Genomic DNA, 21,393 nt, shown 5'->3' with positions numbered 1-21,393 from the left:
GCGACGAGTCGTTTCGGATGACCAACTGCGAGGACTCCTCGCGTCGTCCACTACCGTTCTCCTTCAACCGGAATTTATCACATGAAAAAGATTTTCTTCACGATGGTGATGTTAGCCATCACGCCGGTGGTCAGCCGTGCGGAACTGGTGTTGGGCCGAAGTCTGGCGGACGCCCAGTCCGGCGCCGCATTGAACATGAACCTGGGTGCCGCCGAAACATTGGAAATTTGGGCGATCGGCGCCACGGATCAAAACATCCGCGCCCTGTCGTTCAACCTGACGGCCGCAACGCCCGGCGTTGTCAACTCGACCGCACTCGCGTTCGATGATTTGGGTGGCCGCTGGCCGCTGAACAACACCACGTTCGACTTGCTCGGCCAATCCGCTTCCGGGCTGTTGATCGATGACGCCCAGATTGCCACGTTCGGCAATTTTGCCGGGACCGGCGTGACCTTCACCGCAACCGAGCCGGCGATTCGCCTGGGGACGCTCGACGTTTCGGCCGACTCGGCCGGATCGTCGTTGCTCAACTTTAGCGCCGGCTCCAACGGCGTGAACGATCAAACCGGTGCGATCAGCGGATTCGCCGTCGGCGGACGCACGCTGAACGTGATCAGCGCGGTCCCCGAGCCCTCGTCGGCCGCGCTGATCGCGATCGGCGCGGCGGGCTTTGTGATCCGACGTCGCCGCCGCTGATTCGTTGCGAATCGGCTCGGCCGCCAATCACCTGAATGCCCTCCTGTTGGTCAATGGGGAACGACAGGGGGGTGTTCGGGGATGGCGGGCTCTGTTGGTGTCCAGGCGTTAGCCGCACACGTTCGCTGCTTCGCAGCAACAGGGAAATCGCCTGAAGGCGAGACACTAGTGCGTACAGTTTTGCTACACTGACGGTCAAACACTGGTCGTTCACACCGTCACGTGAGTGTTGCCGTGGCTGAATATGTCCCCTCCCTGGCGTCGGCTATTGATTCATTGGCGCGTGGTGATGTGGCGGAGGCCGAGAGTATCTGCAACCACGTGCTGGCTGCCGAACCGGGCAACGCCAAGGCCTGGCATCTTTCGGGGATCGTTTGTGCCCAACAGAACGAGTTGGCCGAGGCCGCCGAACGCTTTGAAAAAGCGATTGCACTTCGCGACGATGTGGCGATCTATCACTACAACCTCGGTTTGGCCTATCAACACTTGATGGACAAAGACGGGGCGGTGAAAGCTTATCGCACGGCGGTGGCGATTCAGCCCGACTTTTTGGAAGCCCAAAACAACTTGGGAAACGGCCTGGTCGACCTGGACGAAACCACCAAAGCGGTCGAACACTTTCGAGAGCTGAGCAAACGATTTCCCGACGAGAGCATCGTTCACTACAACCTGGCCAACGTGTTGCAGGACGCCGGTGAGTACAACGATTCGATCGATGAGTTTCGCAGGGCGATCGAGTTGGACCCGGACTTTGCCAGTGCACGCGAGAACCTCGGTCGTGCCCTATCCGATGTGACTCGCTATGACGAGGCGTTGGAGGTTTGGAAGGCGTGGCTGGAATACGATCCCGAAAACGCGGTCGCCCGGCACATGGTCGCCTCGATCACCGGCGAGGGTGCACCGACGAGATGTGACGACGATTACGTCCGCGAAACCTTTGACGAGAATTTTGCCAGATCCTACGAGCATCAACTGCAGCGAATCGGCTACAGCGTTCCGGAACTCGTCACCCAAGCGATCAAGTCGCTGGGGATCAATCGTGATGACTTGGTCGTCTTAGACGCCGGGTGTGGAACCGGGTTGTGCGCCGATGCACTCAAACCACTCGCCGGACATCTGGTCGGCGTCGACCTGTCGGACGATATGTTGCAAGAGGCCAAGAAACGCGATGTTTACAATGAGCTTTACGAGCGCGAGTTGACGCAGTTCTTGATGTCCGGCGCCGGCCCGTTCGACTTGATCATCTGTGGTGACACGCTGTGCTATTTCGGAGAGTTGGCCGACGTCTTGTCGGGGTTCCACACGTGCCTCAAACCCGACGGGCACGTGATCTTTACCGTCGAACAGTACGAAGTGGACGGAGACCGACCGTACGAGCTTCAACCCAACGGGCGCTATCGTCACGCCGAATCGTTTGTCCGACAATCGCTCGACCAGGCCGAGTTGTCTGTGGTCCGGATCGAAACTGGCACGCTGCGGATGGAGCGTGGTCGCGCCGTCAACGGGCTGATCGTGACCGGGGCGCGGGAGTGCATCGACAATCCGTAATCTGGCAATTTTCGCGGTTCTAATCCTGGCTCAGCGTCTTTCCGACAAGTATCCTGAGGCGTCTTTCCCGGCCGTTTCATATCGGATTTCGAAATGATGTTGCGTTTGAGTCACCTTTCACTCGCCATGCTTGCCGTCGCCGTGTCGTGCGGATTGATCGTGGCCTGGTCCCCAAGCGCCCATGCGGCAATCGTTCACAACGAAGCGATCCACGGTGAACTTTCCAACGACAATTTTTCACCGAGCGTTTTGAACTTCACCGTGGGCGAGAATACGGTGATCGGCGAAGTCACCAACGCCCGCGGATTCCCCGCCAACACGGACGTTTTTACGTTCTCCGTTCCCGAGGGAGCGTTCTGGGATGCGCTGATCCTGGATGACTATCGTGACAGCAGTCCTAACCAAGACAATGCCGCCTTCTTGGCGATCAATGACTCGGACTTCTTTCCTTACGGCAGCTTCGAATTGGATGAGATCAACAATGCCAACCCGGCCTTTCCCGAGGACGCGTTTATCGGGGGAACCGTCTTCGGCGGTGGCGGGCCGACTAACCCGGACGTAGGAAGAAACCTGCTTCCGCGTGCGGCCAATATCGTGGGCGCCGGATTCACAACGCCTTTGCCCAGCGGCAACTACACCATCTACATTCAACAAACCGACGCGTTGACCGGCTACACGCTGACGGCCAATTTGGTCAGTGCGGTCCCCGAACCCAGTTCGGCGGGATGGCTGATGCTGGTCGGTACTGCGATCGCAATCCGTAGACGCCGCTAAAAACGCGGCGAGGGGCGTCGCCACTGCAGTGCGTTCCCCCCGCTGTTTTCCGCCTCGGCGAACGGTTCGGTCGACGGCAGCGGGGAGTCCACGGGCCGGCCGGCGGTTTGCACGTTGGAAACGTCGCCCCAACCGGACGCGTCGGCAAAACCGCCCGCCGATCGCACAAAGGTCGAATTGGTCGGCTGGCCCATCGCCGGCTGGCTGTTGCGGAGCTGGTTGCCAGGGACAGCTTGATTGGGGGCCAGCTGACTGGGTGCTTGCGGATAGGGAGCGGTCGAAGGGAAGGTCCCAACGCCCGGGCGATTCTGCGGCGGCACATAGCCTGGGGGATAGGGGGCATGGGTCAAATCGATCACCTGCATGCCTCCCGCACGGGGACTGGCTGCGGGATCGGTGGTCGGCGAGCCCTGATTGGTCGGTGAAAGTCTTGGGTCGTTTTCGTTTGCAAACCCCGACGTGCCCTGCGACGCATCGCCCACCCATCCGGCTTGACGCACACCGCCGTCGTACGCATTGCCACCGGTGTACGTTCTGGGGGCGCTCAAATCCGTCAGTCCGCGTGTCATGCCGGTGGACCCAAGCGCGGCGCCCGAGGGAGGCGCCGTGCTGTGCTGCTGAAAGCTGCTCGGTGGCGCATAGTTGCCGGTCGGAGCGCTGTAGGTCGACGGGGCGCCATAGTTGTTCGGTGAACGATAGGACCCGGTCGGTGGCGGGGGCACTCGAGTGGGGGCCCCAAAGGTCCCGATGCCCGATGCCGGTTGGATCGGGGACAGCGTCGCGGTGCCTTGGACCGGGGCGAGCGGCGAAAGCATCGACGAGCCCCCCAGCGGCGAGACCGGTGTACTCGTGTTGCGGCAGCCGGCCAGGAACGCCAATGTCACTGCGGAGAGCAGAACACCGGTCACAGCGGTCGTGGGGGCTGGGGCCAAACGTTTCGAATTGGTTCGTCGCATGATCGGAAAGCCTGTGCGGAAAAGAAAATGCACCACGGCTTTAACAAAACCGCCAATTTTGCTGAAAGTCCAACCAAAGCGAAAACCCGGTTTTTCGGCTCGAAATCCGCAAAACCGCTAAAGTTCGCGCGAATCGGTAGGCGTGGAAAGCCGCCTCGGGACACCTCCCGGAATCGCCCGCGGTCGCGTCAACCGTAAGGTAAACCCTTAACGGTGTTCGCCTATTCAGAGGCCAACACGGCGGTAAGCACAGCTGGTTCTGCTCCATTCTTTTCCATAAGACCCCTCCTATGATCCCTCGTCGCTGGTGGAGACGCGTACCGCCACGCCAACAAATCGGCCCGCTGCGAATGCAGTTCGTGATCACAAGCATGCCGGTCGGCGGTGCGGAAACGCTGTTGGTCAACCTGTTGCGGCGGTTGGACCCGGCCGTGGTCCGCCCCGAGGTGATCTGTTTGAAGCAACCCGGCCCGCTGGGGGAAGCGATCGCCGACGAGTTTCCCGTGCACAGCGATCTGATCCGGTCCAAGTGGGACGTCGGCGTGCTGTTCCGGTTGGCCCGGCTGATGCGACGTCGTCAAACCGATGTCGTCGTCACCGTTGGCGCGGGCGACAAGATGTTCTGGGGCCGATTGGCGGCGTTTCTGGCGGGCGTTCCGGTGATCGCGTCGGCCTTGCACAGTACCGGGTGGCCCGACGGCGTGGGCCGGTTGAACCGCAGGCTGACGCCGCTGACCGACGCGTTCATCGCGGTGGCGGACTCGCACGGTGAGTTTCTGCATCGATTCGAAGGCTTTCCGGAAGCCAAAGTCCATGTGATCCGCAACGGCGTGGACTGTGAACGATTTCGGCCCGACCAAGCGAACCGCGCCGAGGTGCGAACCGAATTGAAGCTGCCCCCGACCGCACCGCTGGTCGGCATCGTGGCGGCGCTGCGGAGTGAAAAGAATCACGGCTTGTTGGTCCGCGCCGCGGCACGCCTGCGCGAGCGTCATCCCGATTTACACTGGTTGGTCATCGGTGATGGCCCCGAGCGAGCAGGCATTGAAGACCTTGCCCAAGAGTTGCAGGTGGCCGATCGAATCCACTTGCTGGGAACGCGTCACGACACGCCGCGCCTGCTTTCGGCATTGGACTTGTTCACACTCTGTTCGCTCAACGAGGCATCACCGGTTTCGATTCTGGAAGCGTTGGCCTGTGAAGTCCCCGTGGTGGCGAGCGACGTGGGATCGGTCGGCGAAACCGTCATCGAAAATCAAACCGGACGCCTGTTCGCATCGGAGGATCTCGACGCGATGGCCGATGCAATCGGGAAGCTGCTCGATGACCAACCCGGTCGACGGCGACTGGGGAAAGCGGGCCGTGATTTGGTGCTGCGAACCGGATCGCTGCAGTCGATGGTTTCGGGGTACCAGAACCTGGCCACGTCACTTTACGACCGGGCCTGTGCCCAGGGCTCGCATGTTCTAGCGGCCAGCGCCACTGGAGACAGCGCCACTGGAGACAGCGCCACTGGGGACAGCGCCACAGGGTGCGGAGCCGGATTGAATTCAATCACTCATCGCTAGCGGCCGGCCGCTGATGAAATCAATGGGCCACCGACAAGTGTGCCCGTTGCGACCACTTATTCTCGATGCAGTCGATGATTAGACTTGGTGCATGACCCTCACTAGTCATGTCATCGTTCTTTTGGCGAAGCTGTTCAGCGGCTTCACCGTGCGCTGGGTGGATTGCCAGCCGGACACCTGCCAGCGAATCTATTTTGCCAATCACACCAGCCATTTGGACGCGGTGGTGTTGTGGTCTGCGCTGCCCAAAGAGATCCGCGCGGTCACTCGACCGGTCGCCGCCAAGGACTATTGGAGTTCTGGTTGGGTCAAGCCACACATGGCGCGCAGCTTCAACGCGCTGTTGATCGATCGCAAGCAGATCAAGGTGCACCGCAGCCCGATCGACATCATGCTGGAAGAAATGGGCGACATCTATTCGCTGATCGTGTTCCCCGAAGGCGGACGGAGTGCCGGAGAGGAGATGGGCGAGTTCAAGAGTGGGCTGTACTACATGGGGAAAAAGCGGCCCGACTTGGAGCTGGTCCCGGTTTACATCGACAACGTCAATCGGATCCTGCCGCGTGGCGAAGTGTTGCCGGTGCCGCTGTTGAGCTGCATCACGATCGGGGCGCCGATCTTTCTGGAGTCCGGCGAACCCAAAAACGCGTTCCTGAAACGCGCCCGCGAAGCCGTCCAGCGACTCAAGGAAATGTGACGCGGGCACGTACGCATGTCACGGGCATGAGTGTTGGTGTCCAGGCTTTAGCCGCACATACTCGCTGCTTCGCAGCGCCCCGGAATCGCCTGAAGGGACCGTCCAGCTTGGAACAGAGGTGAAACGCGACAAATCCAAACGATCTGCCCGATTGGTGAGAGGGGGTCGGTGGAGGGTGTACGACATCCTTTCTAGCTGGACGGTCCCTGAAGGCTAGACACCAACGGGCGCCGAACAGGCCACGGGTGTCAACGGCCTTTGGCCGACCAGAACACTGCGATTGCCAGAAACCGGCCGATCGCCCAAACTCAGGCGTATGAGCACTCCAGAGATTCCCCGTGGCGTTCGAACCGTTTCCGTCGGCCCCTATCAATGCGGCGATGATCAGCCGTTGTTGCTGATCGCCGGGCCATGCGTGTTGCAATCCGACGCGATTTCATCACAAATCGCCGAGGTTTTGACGCGAATCAACGAGCGTGACGACGTCAACGTCGTCTTCAAAGCCTCCTTTGACAAAGCCAACCGGACCAGCGCCGCGGCGGTCCGCGGCCCCGGAATGGAACCGGGGCTGGAGATGCTCGGGCGGATCGCGAACCAGACCGGATTGCCGGTCACAACCGACATCCATTTGCCCGATCAGGCGGCCGCGGTGGCGGAGGTCTGCGACCTGCTTCAAATCCCCGCCTTTCTGGCTCGGCAGACGGACCTGATCGTGGCCGCGGCGAAAACCGGCCGGCCGCTGAACGTCAAAAAGGGTCAATTCATGGCACCCGAAGACATGCGTTACGTGGTCGACAAAGCCACCGCGGCGGGCGATGGAGGCGTGATGCTGTGCGAACGCGGCACCTTTTTCGGCTACGGCAGACTGGTCAACGACATGCAATCGCTGCCGATCATGCGGTCACTGGGGGTTCCGGTGGTGTTCGATGCCACCCACAGCGTGCAGCGGCCCGGATCCGGGCAGGGATCGACGGGGGGAAACCGGGAAATGGTCGAACCATTGGCCCGCGCGGCCGTAGCAATCGGTATCGACGCGATCTTTTTCGAGACCCACCCGGAACCCGATTCCTCCCCCAGTGATGGTGCCAACATGGTGCCGCTGGACCAATTCGAGGGCTTGGTCGATCGCCTGCTCCAGATTCGACACACGATCAAATCCGTTGGCCAATTGAATGGCACTGCCCAAGCATCCTAGATCCTGCTTTTCCCTTGCCGGCCCAAAGCGCCAGACAGCTGATCGCCAAGCCGCGGGTCTCCGTCGCCGCGGCAGCCTGTTGATCGCCCTGGTGGTTCTGATCACCGGCGCCGTCGGCTGCCAAGACGACACCGCACTGGTCCGAAAGATCCAGAGCCAACGCCAGGCGCGGCAGGAAACACAGGCCCGGCGCGATCACCTGGGCGAAGCGTTCGTGCTGTTGCGAAAGTACGTCGAACTGGCTCCGGAAATGGCTCAGGAACAGATCGCATTCCATCTCAATGGATGGAGTGCGACCCGCCCACCGAGCGAGGCCAGCGAGCCGCAGTTGGCCGACACACTCAGCGACGTGATCTCGGACGATGCCTTGGCCGAACGTGTCGCCGGTCGCACGTTCCTGCCCGGCGATGTGCTGCACCTGCGCGACAGTTACCTGTTCCACTCGCTGTACACCTGGGTCGACGTGCCGCGACTGGACGAAAGGCTGCTCGCCGATTGGTTTCACGAGCAACGCCCATCGTTGGGCGCCGAAACGGTCGACCGATTGGTCACCGCGACGCGTTTGTTTGACTGGACGGTGCGGAACATCGCGTTGGAGCCCGACAACCCGTCGGCCCCCGCACCGCAAGGCCCCGAGTTTCCGCTGGGCATGAAGTTCCAGGGTGCCGGCTACCGCCAAAGCGACTACCAAACGGTGATGCGTGGCACCGGCGACGGCCTGCAGCGGGCCGGCGTCTTCACCCAGCTGTGCCGACAAGCGGGCGTTCCGGCGGCGGTTTTGGGGACGATCGACGGCACCAGTGGTGAAGTGAAACCGTTCTGTGTCGGCGTGCTGGCGGGTGGTGAAATCTATTTGTTCGAACCGACCCTGGGCGTCTACGTCCCGGGACCGAATCAAATCGGGATCGCGACGCTCGCACAAGCACGTCGCGACGCCGTCGTCCTGCGGCGGCTGGGGATCGCCGGCCTGGATCAATTCACCTATCCGGTGACCAAGGAAGACGCCCAACAATGCGTCGCGCTATTGAACTTGTCTCCCGAAACGATCAGCCCGCGGATGAAGAAACTGCAATCCGGACTGACCGGCGATCGCCGCATGAACGTCTACGTGGACGCCGACAAGATTGCCAAGCAATTCGATGCGGTCACGGGCATCAGCTCGGTGCGGATTTGGGATGTGCCATTGAAAACGGAAATCTACCGGCAAGTCAGCGAACAATACGCCCAACGCGACCCCGTGTTCGCGTTTTGGTACATGGCCCGCTGGGCGATGATGGACGCCGGTTTCGAAAGCGCACGCCAACTGACCCTCGGTCGTTGGCAACACCTGACGGGACAGTTTGCCGACATCGAAGAAGAAAGCATCACCGGGGCGCGGACGTTGTACATGAGTCAGCGGGCGCCGGAATTCGAAATCGAAGACCTGCGGATCGACGTCGAACTTCAAAAACAATACGGAATTCGGCGTGAACTCGGCGTCGACTCGGCGACCTATGACCAGCAAGTCGCCCAGATCCAAGGGCTGATGCGGATGGGCAAACGCACCGCGACGTATTGGTTAAGCCTGCTGCAAGCCGACGACGGACGATTGGAAACCGCCGAAGGATGGTTGGAAAAACGCGTGCTGCCCGAGGAACAGCAATCCTCGTGGACTCCGGCGGCCCGCTACAACCTGGCCCGCCTGGCCGAAGCGCTCGGCAAAACCGACAAGGCGATCGAAATGTACAAACGCGTCGGCGAACCGCAAGAACACGGCAACCGCATCCGCGCCCGGCTTGTCGCCAAACAAGACGACTGACGAGGCGAGTGGATCGTCAACTCTTAAGCTTACGGTGCAGCATGTCCGTGTTCGGGTAGCGGAACTCGCCAAGAGTTTCGCACGGGCTCGGCAACGTCGCACGGGGAGACCGAAAGCCTTGGCGGCTTCCGCTACGACACGAATCCGACAACAAAGCTGCGGTTGATCACTAGAGCAGCGTCCGCAACGTCGCACGGGGAGACCGAAGGCCTTGGCGGCTTCCGCTACGACACGAATCCGACAACAAAGCTGCGGTTGATCACTAAAGCAGCGTCCGCAACGCCGCCGGTAACGCTTCGCACTCTTGCTCGAACACTCGCGCGGCAAGCGAATCGGGCGTGTCATCGGCCAGCACCTCACAGGCTCGCTGCAAGATGATCGGGCCGTGGTCGTACTGGTTGTCAACGAAGTGCACGGTGCAACCGCTGATCGTGACCCCACGCTCGATCGCCGCCGCGTGAACGTTGTGACCATACATGCCTTGGCCCCCGAACGACGGCAACAGCGACGGGTGAATGTTGATCACGCGGTTTTCGAAATCGTCGGGAATCAACACGTGCTTCAAAAAACCGGCCATCACCACGTACTTCGCCCCACAGCGACGAACCGGATCGAACATCGCCCGGCTGTAATCGGAATCGTCATGATCGCATTTGCGAACGACCAGGGTCTCGATACCATCAATTTTGGCAATCTCGATCCCGCGAACACCGCTGCGGCTGCTGATCACCAAGCGGACATCGATCGGCAAGTCGTGCTGATCGCGATGCCGCAACAAGTTCTCCAGCGTTCGGCCGCCGCCGCTTAGGAACACGGCAATCGGCAATTTTGATGACGCCTCGCTCATGACGCGTTTCCCTTGGCGACGAACACGCCGCCGTGCTCCGAAGCCGCCGCCTCGACGCCGTCGATCGTTCCGATCTCCAGCGAATCGGCAAGCGTTTCACTTGCGATCGTCTCGCGGTGTTCTTCGATCGCCGTGGAGACTTCGTCGCCGGCGGTATCGATCGCGACGCGAATCCGGTCGGTGTACTGGCAATCGATCGCCTTGCGCTGGTTCTGGATCGCGCGGATCAGATCGTTTGCGATCCCCTCGCGTTGCAATTCCGGCGTGACTTCGGTGTGCAGCACAACGACCGAACCGAGCCCCTGTGCCGCGGCCCAACCCTCTTTGGCCTGCAATCGAACTTCGATGTCATCGCCATCCAACTCGATCACGCCGTCACCGAGTTCCAGCTTGACGACGCCGTCGGATTGCAACTGACCGAGCAGTTCGTTTCCGTCGGCTTCGGCCAACGCCTTTTTGACCGCCGGGACTTGCTTGCCCACCTTCGGCCCCAATCGTTTGAAGTTCGGGACGACGGTGTACTGGACGTACTGGTCGCCTTCGGTGGTGTAATGAACGGCTTTGACGTTTAACTCTTCGCGGACCAGCGCGTCGTGGTTTTGCAGCCAAGCGATCTGTGAATCATCGGTCAAGATCACCGTGACCTCCGACAGCGGCAACCGCACCTTCAACTTCTCGCTCGCCCGTGCCGCACGCCCCAGCGAAGCGATCTCGCGCAACAGTCGCATCGAATCCGACAGATCCGTGTCGATCCGGTCCGTGTCGACCTCGGGAAAATCACACAGGTGAACGCTGCACAGAGTTTTGTCGCCGAAGGGTTCGGTCAAACGTTGCCAAAGCGTGTCGGCCAAGAACGGCGTGAACGGGGCGGCCAGCTTGACCAATTCCAACAGCGTTTCATAAAGCGTCCAATACGCGTCGTGCTTTTCCTGGGAGTCCTTGTCGCTGGCCCAGAACCGATCGCGGCTGCGGCGGACATACCAATTGCTCAAGCCGTCCAGCAGCGACGAAATCGCCTGGCAGGCGTTGTAGTTGTCCAACGCGTCCATGCGGTCGATCACCTTGGCCGTCGCCTGGTTCAATTCCGACAAGATCCATCGATCGATCTCGCTGCGCTCCGATGCGGGCCGATACTTCGGCGCCGACGCCAGCGATTGGGGCGTCAACTGTTCGTCAGCCGCAACCGCATCACGCGGGTCAAAGCCATCGATCTCGGCATAGATCGTGAAGAAGCTGAAGGTGTTCCACAAGCGAAGCAAGAACTCGGGGATCGAATCCTTGATCGATTGCTCGGCATAGATGATCGAATTCCAAGGTGCCTGGTTGGCGAACAGGTACCAACGCAGCGCGTCGGCGCCGTAGCGATCAAAGATCTCTTCGGGGCTGCGATAGTTCCGCAGGCTCTTGGACATCTTGCCGACTTGCTTGCTGAACTTCTTGCCGGAATGTTGCTTGGTCTCCGATTCTTCCAACAGAATCGTTTTCTTCTTCTGGTCGTCTTCGTGCTCCCACCACTGCGAAAGCATCAACCCCAGCACGATGCAATTGCGGAACGGCAACGGATAGTCCAGGTCCTTGACCTTCATCGCTTCGACGTCGCAGCCCGGTTCGGCCACCGATGCGCCTTCGCCGAACAACATCGTCGCGATCGCCAGTTGGCTGTAGAACCAGCCCCGCGTCTGGTCGATCGCCTCGCTGATGAAATCGGCGGGAAACTGTGATTGGAACTGCTGGTCACCGGTGTGCGGCCAGCCCCATTGGGCGAACGGCATCGCGCCGCTGTCGTACCAACAATCGATGACCTCGCTGACCCGTCGCATCCGTTTGCCGTCGGCAAAGGGCGAATCGTAGGTGACCGCATCGATGTAGGGTTTGTGAACTCGCAGGTCATCGACCAACTCGGGATTGGCCGCCTTGGCTTCCAGCCAGACCTCGGTGCCTTGGATTCCCGGCTTGGCCAGCAATTCATCGTAATTGCCAACCGCTTCCATCCGACCGGTTTCTTCGCAAACCCAGATCGGCAGCGGCGTGCCCCAGTACCGTTCGCGAGACAACGCCCAATCCACGTTCGATTCAAGGAAGTTTCCAAAACGTCCGTCACGGATGTGTTCGGGTTGCCAACCGATTTGTGAGTTGTTCTTCAGCATCAAATCGCGGAACTTGGTCGTGCGGATGAACCAACTGCGTCGCGGGTACTGAATCAGTGGATCCTGATCGGCCCGCCAACAAAACGGGTAATCGTGCAGGTACTGTTCCTGCAAGAACATCAAGCCGCGTTCTTTCAGGTCACGGGAAAGTGCCTTGTCGGCATCCTTGACCCAGACCCCGAGAAACGCTTCGGGCACCGCTTCGTTGAATTTTCCGTCCGGGCCGACCGCGCACAACAACTCTGGTTGTTCGCCGTCGACGAACCGCCGGCGCTGTTCGTCATAGACTTCGTAGTCGACTTCGCCGAACGCGGCCGCCTGGTGCACGATCCCCGAACCACTGTCGGTGGTGACAAAGTCGGCCGCGACGACGCGCCAATAATGGTGTTCGGTTTTCTGGTCGCCGACCGGCGTTCGCAGCGTTCCGGTCGGGTCGCCGGTCGATTTCAGGTAACCGTCAAAGGGGGGCGTGTAGCGCAAACCGATCAGATCGGTTCCGCGACAGGTTTCCAAGACGTCGAATTCGCACTTCGCCTTGTCCGCGATCGTCTTGACCAACGCGGACGCAAGGAAAAACTCCTCGCCCGTTTCGCTGTGCTTGACCAGCGAGTACTCCAGTTCCGGATGCACGGCGGCGTACATGTTGCTCGGCAGCGTCCACGGCGTCGTCGTCCAGACCAGCAGGCTCCGCGTGGGATCATCCACCAGCGGGAATTTAACATACACACTCGGATCGGCGACCTCGCGGTACCCCTGGCCGACTTCACCGGATGACAGCGCCGTGCCGCCTTGGGCCCACCACCAGACGATCTTGTGACCCTGGTACAGCAATCCGCGGTCGAACAGGTTTTTCAAACTCCACCAGACGCTCTCGACGTAACTCTGGTGATACGTGACGTAAGCCTGTTCCAAATCTACCCAGAATCCCAAACGCTCGGTCAGCCGCTGCCACTGCTGCATGTACCGCCAAACGGATTGCTGGCATTTCTGGATGAAGGGTTCGATCCCGTAGGCCTCGATCTCCTCTTTGCTGTGGATGCCCAGTTCCTTGCCGACTTCGACTTCGACGGGCAATCCGTGCGTGTCCCAGCCGGCTTTTCGCTCGCAACGGTAGCCGCGCATGGTCTTGTAGCGCGGGAAAACGTCTTTGATCGCTCGGGTCAGACAGTGGCCCGGGTGGGGCATCCCGTTGGCCGTCGGGGGGCCTTCGAAGAAGACGAACGGAGGGGCATCGGCGCGACGCTCGAGCGATTGCTTGTAGATATCGTTTTGCTGCCAGAATTCCAGCATCTGTTCTTCCAGAGCCGGGAATTTGGGGCTGGCGGGAGCGGCACGAAACGGGGCAGCAGAATCAGACGTCGTGGTCATGGGAAACTGAAACGGGTGTTCGGAGCGAATTCAGAGGGGGGAATTGTAATGGCAGCGGGCCGTTTGCCGTAGCCGGAGTGCTGGGCGATCGGCAGATGCGGTGTTGGCCCCAGCGGGGCCGAGGGGGCAGCCGGCAAATGGGACCAATGGGACAGATAGGACGTATAGGTCCCATGTGTCCCATCGGTCCTATCCCAGCCTGAATTTCCCTCGGGCGGCTCGCCGCCCGCACGATCCGCCCGCCGTCAGCCCGCCCTCGCATTTTCACTCATCCGCAAAGTCTGCCCTGCCGATAAAATCGACTGTGTAGCGCCGCCGTTGCGTTCCGCCGCCCCGCCCCCACGCTGTTTCCATTGATGTCCGCTTCGGTATCCACCCAGAACGATCTGCCGCCCCGGCACCCGGAAAACGGGTCCGCCACAGCGAAAGACATGCTTTACGCGTGGGTGGTTCAGTGGGGATCGGCCGTCGTCGATGGGGTTGCGACGGTGGGCGACATCGCCCTGTTTGCCTGGCAGATGCTGGTTTGGATTTTCACGCGGTTGCCCCAACGAGGAACGCTGCTGATCAATTTCTATCAAATCGGCGTGCTCAGTTTGCCGGTGGTGGCGTTGACGGGCACGTTCATCGGGATGGTGTTGGCCGTCCAAAGCTATTACCAGTTTCACGCGCTCGGGCTGGAAAGTCATTTGGGTGTGGTGATCAACACCTCTTTGGTTCGCGAACTCGGTCCGGTGCTGGCGGCGACGATGCTGGCCGGTCGCGTCGGCAGTGCGATGGCGGCGGTGTTGGGGACGATGCGGGTGACCGAGCAAATCGACGCATTGACGACGATGGGTGCCGACCCGATTCACTATCTGGTGGTCCCGCGTTTTTTGGCCTGCATCTTTTTGATTCCCGCGCTGACCATCATGGCGGACTTCATGGGCATCGTCGGGGGTTACTTCTACAGCGTGATGGTGCTGGAAATCGATCACGCGGCCTACCTGACGCACTCGCGCGACGGTGTGGTCGGATTCGACTTGTTCAGCGGCGTGTTCAAGAGCGTCTTTTTTGGCGGGATGATTGCCGTGATCAGCTGCTACCAAGGGTTCCATTGCAAACCCGGCGCCGAAGGCGTCGGCAAGGCGGCGACGCAGGCCTTTGTGTATTCCTTCGTGATGATTCTGGCCATCGATTTGTTCTTGAACATTATCTTGGACAAGATCTACTTCATGATGTACCCGTCGGGGGCGAACATCCTATGAGTGATTCGCCGAAACAACACTTGATCGAAGTCCGCAATCTGGACGTCAGCTTTCATGGGCAGACGGTTTTGAAGGACATCAACGTCGCCATCGAAGCCGGCGAGACGGTCGCGGTGATCGGTGAAAGCGGTTGCGGAAAAACCGTGTTCATGAAAACCATCGTCGGATTGATCGCACCGACACGTGGCACGATCCACTTTGATGGACAAGATCTGTCGACCCTGTCACCAGCCGCGCTCAGTGATGTCCGCCGACGTTTCGGATTCGTGTTCCAAAACGCAGCGTTGTTCGACAGCATGACCATCTTCGACAACGTCGCCTTTCCGATGCGGCAGTCGACCGACGCGGGTGAGGACGAAATTCACGACGCCGTGCTGAATCATCTTCAAGAGGTCGGGCTGCCGCCGACGGTGGTTTCCAAACGACCGAGCGAATTGAGCGGCGGCATGCGAAAACGCGTCGGCATTGCCCGTGCGATCATCTTGCAACCCGAACTGGTCGTGTACGACGAGCCGACGACGGGACTGGATCCGATTATGAGTGACGTGATCAACGAACTGATGCTGGACGTGCGGCGTCGCTATCCGGTCACCAGCGTGATCGTCACGCACGACATGCGGACGGCCCAAAAGGTCGCCGATCGCGTGCTGATGTTTTACCCGCGGACGAGACTGGGTAAAGGCGAATCGCAAGTGCTCTATGACGGCCCGCCGGCCGGGCTGGACCAATCCGTTGACGAGCGGGTTCGACAATTCGTCCGCGGCGAAGCCGGGCAGCGGCTGATGGAGATATCAGGATAATCATGGACGACAACAGACTCAGATTCGGCGTCGGCGTTTTAGTCATCGCCGCCATCGGAATCGGAATCATTTTGACGTTTTTGTTCGGCGCCGTGCCGCGCGTGTTGACCGGTGAATACCGATTGCTGGTCCAGTTTCCGGCCGCAGAGGGCATCAATTCGAACTCGCCGGTGCTGTTGCGTGGGGTTGAAATCGGACGGGTCATCGACAAAGAACTGCGCGAGAATGACGTCTTGCTGACGATCGGAATCGACTCGAAATACCAAAACAACTTGACCCATGAGTACCTTCCCAAAATCAAAACGAAATCGATCATCACCGGGGATTCAAAACTGGAGTTCGTTAAAGGAAACGAAGATGAATTGCTGGCGATCCATAAAGGGCGATTGCAGACGATTCGCAGCGAAAGGTACACCGACGAACAGTTGATCTCCTACGGCACCCAAGCGTCGGACCCCTTCAGTTTGGTTTTGAATCTGGAAGACGAGATGCGGAAGACGTTGGAGGCGGTGCAGTCGGCCAGCGGGTCGCTGCAATCGGTCGGCGACAACGTCAACCAGTTGGTTCAAAACGCAGACGGTGTCGTGCAGAATGCCGAAGGGCAAATCGGCGACGTCGCGCAAGACGCCCGCAACGCGTTGATCGAATTCCAAGGCGCGATGCGCGACATTCGCAACGTGATCGGAAATCCCGAACTCCGCGACAGTCTGGCCGAAGCGTTTCGCGAATTACCGGTTGTACTCAACGAAGCACAGACCACCCTTCAGTCGACTCAAAAAACGTTCGAAAGTTTTGAACGCGTCGGGCAGCGGTTCGAAAACGTCGGCGTCGCCGCGGAAAAAACCGTGCAGAACGTGGACCAAACCATCGACACCGTCCGCAACACGATCGAATCAGCAGAAAGGGCGATCGTCAACGTGGAAACCATCACCAAACCGATCGCGGAAAACAGCGACGAACTGGTCGATCAGGTGTTGGTGAACCTGCGGAACCTGGACCGAACGCTCCGCCAAGTCGAAACGTTCAGCGCCGCCCTGAACAGCAGCGACGGGACCATCCGCCGCTTGCTGGAAGACGACGACATCTACTGGAATATCCGCCGCACGATCGAGAACGTCGAGATGGCGACCGCCAAAATCCGCCCGATCCTGGACGACGTCCGCGTCTTCAGCGACAAAATCGCCCGTGACCCGAGGCAACTGGGCGTCAAAGGAGCCCTGGACAAACGCGGCAGCGGATTGGGGCTGAAGTAGCGACACGCGATAAGGCGCAGGCATTGATGTTGGTGTGCGGGCATTAGCCCACGGTCGCTGCGATCACAGCGACAAAGAATCGCCTAATGGCTAAACACCAACGGGAGCCAACTGCGGTCAATACCATGTGGGGCTTTCGGTCGGCGGAGGCTTTCGCGGAGGCGGAGAAAATAAAGGCAGAATGATACAGGGCAGAATGATGGCAGACAGAAGGGATTCGCGACCACGCTCTCCCACCCATCATTTTGCCCCCATTGTCTTGCCCCCATCCCACCGCACGCTTCCCCAATCACGGGCCGCTCGCTGACGCTTCCCGCTGGCATTTGTCTCCCATCGCCTTGCCCCCTTTCATCCCGTTACCCCATCATTCTGCCCCGTATCATTCTGCCTTTTTAATCCCAAAATCTTTCCATCCGCTGACAGATCCCCAAACTCTCTGCGTGTAATCTGCTGATTCGCAATCCCACGTCGACCGCCGGATTGATTTTGAATACTCCAGAAACACGACCGAGTATCCTGATACGGCTGCGTGATCACAGTGATCGCGAGGCATGGCAGCAGTTTGTCCAGGTCTATCGCGGTGTCATCCGCCGCGTTGCGATCCGATACGGGTTGCAGGAAGCGGATACATCCGACGTCGTTCAAGAGGTTTTGATTCGCATCAGCAAGGGGATCGTCGGGTTTGATCACGATTCCAACCAGGCCCGATTCCGCACCTGGCTGGGTCAGGTCATCCGATCGGCGATCATCGATCACCATCGCCGCCGACCTCGTGAGCAAGCCAGCGGATTAACCAAAGTCCACGAGCAACTGGCACAGTTGACGGACAAAGATGACCAGCAGGCGTTTGATCAGGTCATGAGTCACGAAAGCCGCAACGAGATTTTTCGCTGGGCGGCACGGCGAATTCGCGGGGAGTTTACCGAGTCATCTTGGATGGCATTCTGGAAAACGTCGGTCGAACAGCAGAGTGTCGACGCGGTCGCCGACCAGCTCGGACGATCCGTCGGCGCGGTTTACACGAGCCGCTCACGCATCATGAGACGGCTGCGTGAGGAGGTGCAGCGATTTGATGAAAGTCTCATGCCGGAAGACTCATCGGGAGAATCACCGGATGAACGCTGAACTTCACCCCGCGGCGGAGACACTGCTTCAGTATCTGTACGAAGACCTGCCGAGCGGGAGAGCAGAAGAAATTGAGACCCATCTGGGCGAATGTCGAATCTGCCAGAACCATTTAGAATCGATCGCGGCGGGCCAGGACTGGTGGCAGGCCCTCTCGGGGTGCCTGTCCGGTTCGACGCCCGAGCAGGACATCGCCGTTGCTAGCGAAGCAACGTCTGCATCCCCGGGCGAGCTATGGTTTGTCGAACACCAGCAGATCCAAAACCTTCTTTCGCCGACAGACGCCCCCAGCAAGATCGGACGACTGGGCGTCTATGAAGTGGTCGGAATCGTCGGGGCGGGTGCGACGGCGGTCGTTCTGAAAGCGTTTGACGGGGCACTCAATCGATTTGTCGCGATCAAATTGTTGCGTCCCACGTTGGCGGCTTCACCGATCTCGCGAAAACGGTTCGCGCGGGAAGCCCGCGCCGCCGCTTCGATCGTCCATGAAAACGTGATCGAGATCTATGGCGTCAGTGAAGTCGACGGTCTTCCGTATCTGGTCATGCCCTATGTCCGCGGCGAGTCGCTCGCCAAACGTATCGAGCAATCTTGGCCGATGTCGACCGAAGCGATGCTGCACATCGCCTGCCAAGTCGCCGACGGACTGGCAGCGGCCCACGACAAAGGGCTGATCCATCGCGACGTAAAACCGAGCAACATCCTGCTGGGTGACGGCATCGAACGATTGAAGCTGACTGATTTCGGCCTCGCCCGCGCCGTCGATGATCTCGGGTTGACCCGCAGCGGCACACTGGCCGGAACACCGGAATACATGTCGCCGGAGCAGGCTCGTGGAGAGACGATCGATCATCGAACCGATCTCTTTAGCCTGGGAAGCGTTCTTTACGCCATGTGCACCGGGCGTCCGCCGTACACGTCCGACAGTTGTTACGGAGTGCTCCGCCGGATCGTCGAAGAATCACCACGACCGATCAGCGAACTCAACCCCGATGTTCCCAATTGGATGCGTCTGTTGGTCACCCGGCTGATGGAAAAGGATCGAGATCGCCGAATGGCCGGTGCGTCGCTCGTGGCAAAGACGTTGCGTCAATGTCTTAATCATCTTCACGATCCACACCAATGCTTGCCTCCGGAGCTGCTTCCGAGACGGAACCCCACATGGCATCGCAGCGTCATTGCAATCCTGTTGGTGATCGTGACCGTATCCGCTGTCATCGCAGGCATGGTGATGTGGCCGGCCACGATTCCCGTCCAGCCCCCGAGACCGCACCCACCGACCGTGGACACAGAGTCCCCGCCCGTCGTCTCCGCGGAGTGGGACGATGGGGTCGGTCAGATATTAAACGAGCTTGACCGACAGTTGAACGATTTGGACCTAGGCATTGAATAGTACGATCAAACGGGAGAAGTCGAATGAGATCTGTGACAGTGATGATCGTGTGGATCGCCATCGCCGGCACGATTCAGGGATTGGCCGACGAGAACCATCAAAAACTAATTCGAGACGCCGAGACGATTGCGGCGGAGTACCGAAGCACTCAAGGCGACTCGGACGCGAAGGCGAAACTCAAGACGCAGGTCAAGACGCTCGTCCAGCAGAGCTTTGACGCTCGCCAGACGGCCCAGCACGAGCAGATCCGGGAGATGCGAGAGAAGCTGCGCCGGGCGGAGGAAACGCTCGAGAACCGGGAGGCGATCCGAGACCGGATCATCGACCGCAAAGTCGAAGACTTGCTGTCCGGGCAAGTCGCGGACTGGCAAGCCAACACTCCGTCGGAAGACGAACTCTTTGACGTCATCGGCATCGGTGACACCGTCGCGGTCTACCTGCCGGGCGTCCTACCGATGGGACCCGCCAAAGGGCCGCCGATTCCGCCCAACGTCACCAAGATGAATTCGGGACGTTTGGTCACCGGATTCCCATTGGCCGTCGGATCGGACGGCGCGATCACAATGCCGATGGTTGACCCGATCGAAGTCGCCGGGCTGACGGTGCGTCAGGCGGAAGAAAAAATCGCGCAAGTTTACATCGGCGAAGACTTCTTGCGTCCCGGGAAGGCGCGTCCGATGCTGACGTTGATCCCGAAGGAAGACGCCTCGCACGATTCACGTGAATCTCTTCCCTTGGATCCCAACAACACGGCCGTTGTGACAGCGCCTGCCAAAGTCCCTTCTCCCCCCGATGTCCCTTCGTTCGAGGATACGTACGGACGGATCAGCAGTGCCGGCGAATCATTGTCGGCTATTCAAGCGATTGAAAACGAAATCGCGTCCAGCCAAGATCAACTGCGCCTCCAACGAGACAATATCAACCTCAAACATCGAATTCGCTCGGCGGAAAAACGCTTGGCGATGGAAAAACTGAAGCTGGAACTCGAGCGGGACTATTTGGGCGATGTGATCGAACAGCTGAAAACAGATCTCAAGGCAAAACTTGCAATCAGAAGTCACGCTGAATCGGAACTTGCCCGATCGAAAGCGCTCTTCGCCTCAGGCACGCTCACGGCAAGTGCACTCGAATCCATTCGCGTCCAATTCACTGAACGTGAATCCGACGCAACCAAAGCAAAGCAAGTGCTCGATCAATACGAAAGAATCTTAACGCGATGGAAGGCAATCGTCGGCGAAACGCTCAACGCCGACTCAAAACAACGTGTAGATGAAGGGGGCGGCGGGGGAACTGGTGACGAAGGCCAGGACGACCAACAGCAATAAGACGACCAGGATGGGCGTCAGCCACCACTTCTTGTTGTACTTCACAAACCAGATGAACTCGCGCAGGATCCCCGGATCCGCTCCCTCGGCCATGGAGTCGAAGGACTTGGTGCCTTGTTCGTCTTGAGGTTGCTCGGACGGACTGTCGGGAGTCGTCATCGTGGTCTTTAAAACGTTCTGAAGTAGGATTCCGGATCCGATGGCAATTCGATCGATCGCCAGTTGGATCGCGCGTCGGGATCGGATTTGCGGATCGATTTGCCGCTCAGGCGAAACCAGATCGACACCGGCGTCACCACTGCATAATAAACGATTCCCAGCACAACGATCGTGGCAGTCCAGCGGATCGGGAACGTGATCGCGTGAAAAAACGCCATCAGTTTTGGCTGTGACGCCGGGATCAAATAATACACAGACGCCAGGCCCAACGCCGCGACAACCAGCCCGCCGGACAGGAGCGGCGATCTGATCGCACGCCAACCGATCCAGGCCAGCATCAATAATGCCGCCGCGATGGCGATCCCGAAATAACGTTGCTGCGATGCGGTCGGGGGGGGCATGAGTGTGTTGATTGGCGGCGGGGGGAACGTGCTGTTGAGAGAAAGAAGACAGAATGATACGGGGCAGAATGATAATCAGACAAATCCCCCCACACC

The 21,393-nt window shown here is 59.6% G+C and carries 18 protein-coding genes; 13 read left to right on the top strand and 5 right to left on the bottom strand.

Features of this window, described 5'->3' with window-relative positions; genetic code table 11:
• Positions 1-81: 81 nt before the first annotated feature.
• From H1B37_RS12945 to H1B37_RS12935, 3 genes are all read left to right on the top strand, one after another.
• Entirely contained in the window at positions 82-696 is a 615-nt protein-coding gene (locus H1B37_RS12945; RefSeq protein ID WP_182867076.1) for a PEP-CTERM sorting domain-containing protein, read from the top strand.
• Positions 697-930: 234 nt separating this feature from the next.
• Positions 931-2,244, top strand: coding sequence for a tetratricopeptide repeat protein (locus H1B37_RS12940; RefSeq protein WP_182867075.1), 1,314 nt, complete (start codon positions 931-933; stop codon positions 2,242-2,244).
• 93 nt (positions 2,245-2,337) lie between these two features.
• Positions 2,338-3,018: a PEP-CTERM sorting domain-containing protein gene (locus H1B37_RS12935; RefSeq protein WP_182867074.1), complete on the top strand. Its 681-nt coding sequence runs from the start codon at positions 2,338-2,340 to the stop codon at positions 3,016-3,018.
• On the opposite strand, the gene H1B37_RS12930 is transcribed toward H1B37_RS12935, so the two are convergent.
• The gene (locus tag H1B37_RS12930) at positions 3,015-3,974 is read right to left on the bottom strand and encodes a hypothetical protein (RefSeq protein ID WP_182867073.1); all 960 of its coding nucleotides are present in this window, start codon (positions 3,972-3,974) and stop codon (positions 3,015-3,017) included. The genes H1B37_RS12935 and H1B37_RS12930 overlap by 4 nt on opposite strands.
• 350 nt (positions 3,975-4,324) lie before the next feature.
• Between H1B37_RS12930 and H1B37_RS12925 the strand changes: the two genes are divergently transcribed.
• The 4 genes from H1B37_RS12925 (at position 4,325) to H1B37_RS12910 (ending at position 9,232) form a co-directional block, all read left to right on the top strand.
• Positions 4,325-5,542, top strand: coding sequence for a glycosyltransferase family 4 protein (locus H1B37_RS12925; RefSeq protein ID WP_182867130.1), 1,218 nt, complete (start codon positions 4,325-4,327; stop codon positions 5,540-5,542).
• Positions 5,543-5,633: 91 nt separating this feature from the next.
• Positions 5,634-6,239 (top strand): lysophospholipid acyltransferase family protein, encoded by a 606-nt coding sequence (locus tag H1B37_RS12920; protein ID WP_147866738.1) that lies wholly within the window; start codon positions 5,634-5,636, stop codon positions 6,237-6,239.
• A gap of 316 nt (positions 6,240-6,555) precedes the next feature.
• Positions 6,556-7,434, top strand: a complete 879-nt coding sequence (gene kdsA, locus H1B37_RS12915; RefSeq protein ID WP_182867072.1) for a 3-deoxy-8-phosphooctulonate synthase — start codon at positions 6,556-6,558, stop codon at positions 7,432-7,434.
• A gap of 91 nt (positions 7,435-7,525) precedes the next feature.
• A complete protein-coding gene (locus H1B37_RS12910; protein WP_353620830.1) occupies positions 7,526-9,232 on the top strand; it encodes a tetratricopeptide repeat protein in 1,707 nt (568 codons plus the stop codon).
• Between the two features lie 262 nt (positions 9,233-9,494).
• Here H1B37_RS12910 and purN read toward each other — a convergent pair whose 3' ends face one another.
• Both purN and ileS read right to left on the bottom strand, forming a co-directional pair.
• Positions 9,495-10,079 carry a phosphoribosylglycinamide formyltransferase gene (purN, locus tag H1B37_RS12905; protein ID WP_182867071.1) on the bottom strand — a complete coding sequence of 195 codons (585 nt, stop codon included), beginning with the start codon at positions 10,077-10,079 and terminating at the stop codon, positions 9,495-9,497.
• The gene (ileS, locus tag H1B37_RS12900) at positions 10,076-13,594 is read right to left on the bottom strand and encodes an isoleucine--tRNA ligase (RefSeq protein WP_182867070.1); all 3,519 of its coding nucleotides are present in this window, start codon (positions 13,592-13,594) and stop codon (positions 10,076-10,078) included. The genes purN and ileS overlap by 4 nt, the downstream gene beginning before the upstream one ends.
• 431 nt (positions 13,595-14,025) lie before the next feature.
• On the opposite strand from ileS, the gene H1B37_RS12895 reads away from it, so the two are divergent.
• The 6 genes from H1B37_RS12895 (at position 14,026) to H1B37_RS12870 (ending at position 20,737) form a co-directional block, all read left to right on the top strand.
• The gene (locus H1B37_RS12895; RefSeq protein ID WP_286177699.1) at positions 14,026-14,841 is read left to right on the top strand and encodes an MlaE family ABC transporter permease; all 816 of its coding nucleotides are present in this window, start codon (positions 14,026-14,028) and stop codon (positions 14,839-14,841) included.
• A complete protein-coding gene (locus H1B37_RS12890) occupies positions 14,838-15,641 on the top strand; it encodes an ABC transporter ATP-binding protein (protein WP_182867068.1) in 804 nt (267 codons plus the stop codon). Before H1B37_RS12895 ends, H1B37_RS12890 begins: the two co-directional genes overlap by 4 nt.
• A gap of 2 nt (positions 15,642-15,643) precedes the next feature.
• Entirely contained in the window at positions 15,644-16,894 is a 1,251-nt protein-coding gene (locus H1B37_RS12885; RefSeq protein WP_182867067.1) for an MlaD family protein, read from the top strand.
• A gap of 486 nt (positions 16,895-17,380) precedes the next feature.
• Positions 17,381-18,019, top strand: coding sequence for an RNA polymerase sigma factor (locus tag H1B37_RS12880; protein WP_182867066.1), 639 nt, complete (start codon positions 17,381-17,383; stop codon positions 18,017-18,019).
• Positions 18,009-19,412: a serine/threonine-protein kinase gene (locus tag H1B37_RS12875; RefSeq protein WP_182867065.1), complete on the top strand. Its 1,404-nt coding sequence runs from the start codon at positions 18,009-18,011 to the stop codon at positions 19,410-19,412. The genes H1B37_RS12880 and H1B37_RS12875 overlap by 11 nt, the downstream gene beginning before the upstream one ends.
• Positions 19,413-19,435: 23 nt before the next feature.
• The gene (locus H1B37_RS12870) at positions 19,436-20,737 is read left to right on the top strand and encodes a polysaccharide biosynthesis/export family protein (protein WP_182867064.1); all 1,302 of its coding nucleotides are present in this window, start codon (positions 19,436-19,438) and stop codon (positions 20,735-20,737) included.
• Here H1B37_RS12870 and H1B37_RS12865 read toward each other — a convergent pair.
• Positions 20,666-20,896 carry a DUF5989 family protein gene (locus H1B37_RS12865; RefSeq protein ID WP_182867136.1) on the bottom strand — a complete coding sequence of 77 codons (231 nt, stop codon included), beginning with the start codon at positions 20,894-20,896 and terminating at the stop codon, positions 20,666-20,668. The genes H1B37_RS12870 and H1B37_RS12865 overlap by 72 nt on opposite strands.
• An 8-nt stretch (positions 20,897-20,904) precedes the next feature.
• The gene (locus tag H1B37_RS12860) at positions 20,905-21,297 is read right to left on the bottom strand and encodes a hypothetical protein (RefSeq protein WP_182867063.1); all 393 of its coding nucleotides are present in this window, start codon (positions 21,295-21,297) and stop codon (positions 20,905-20,907) included.
• Positions 21,298-21,393 lie beyond the last annotated feature (96 nt).

The sequence above is a fragment of the Stieleria mannarensis genome, from assembly GCF_014154935.1.
GTDB classification, from domain to species: Bacteria; Planctomycetota; Planctomycetia; order Pirellulales; family Pirellulaceae; genus Stieleria; species Stieleria mannarensis.
This window is presented reverse-complemented; position numbering and strand designations above follow the sequence as displayed.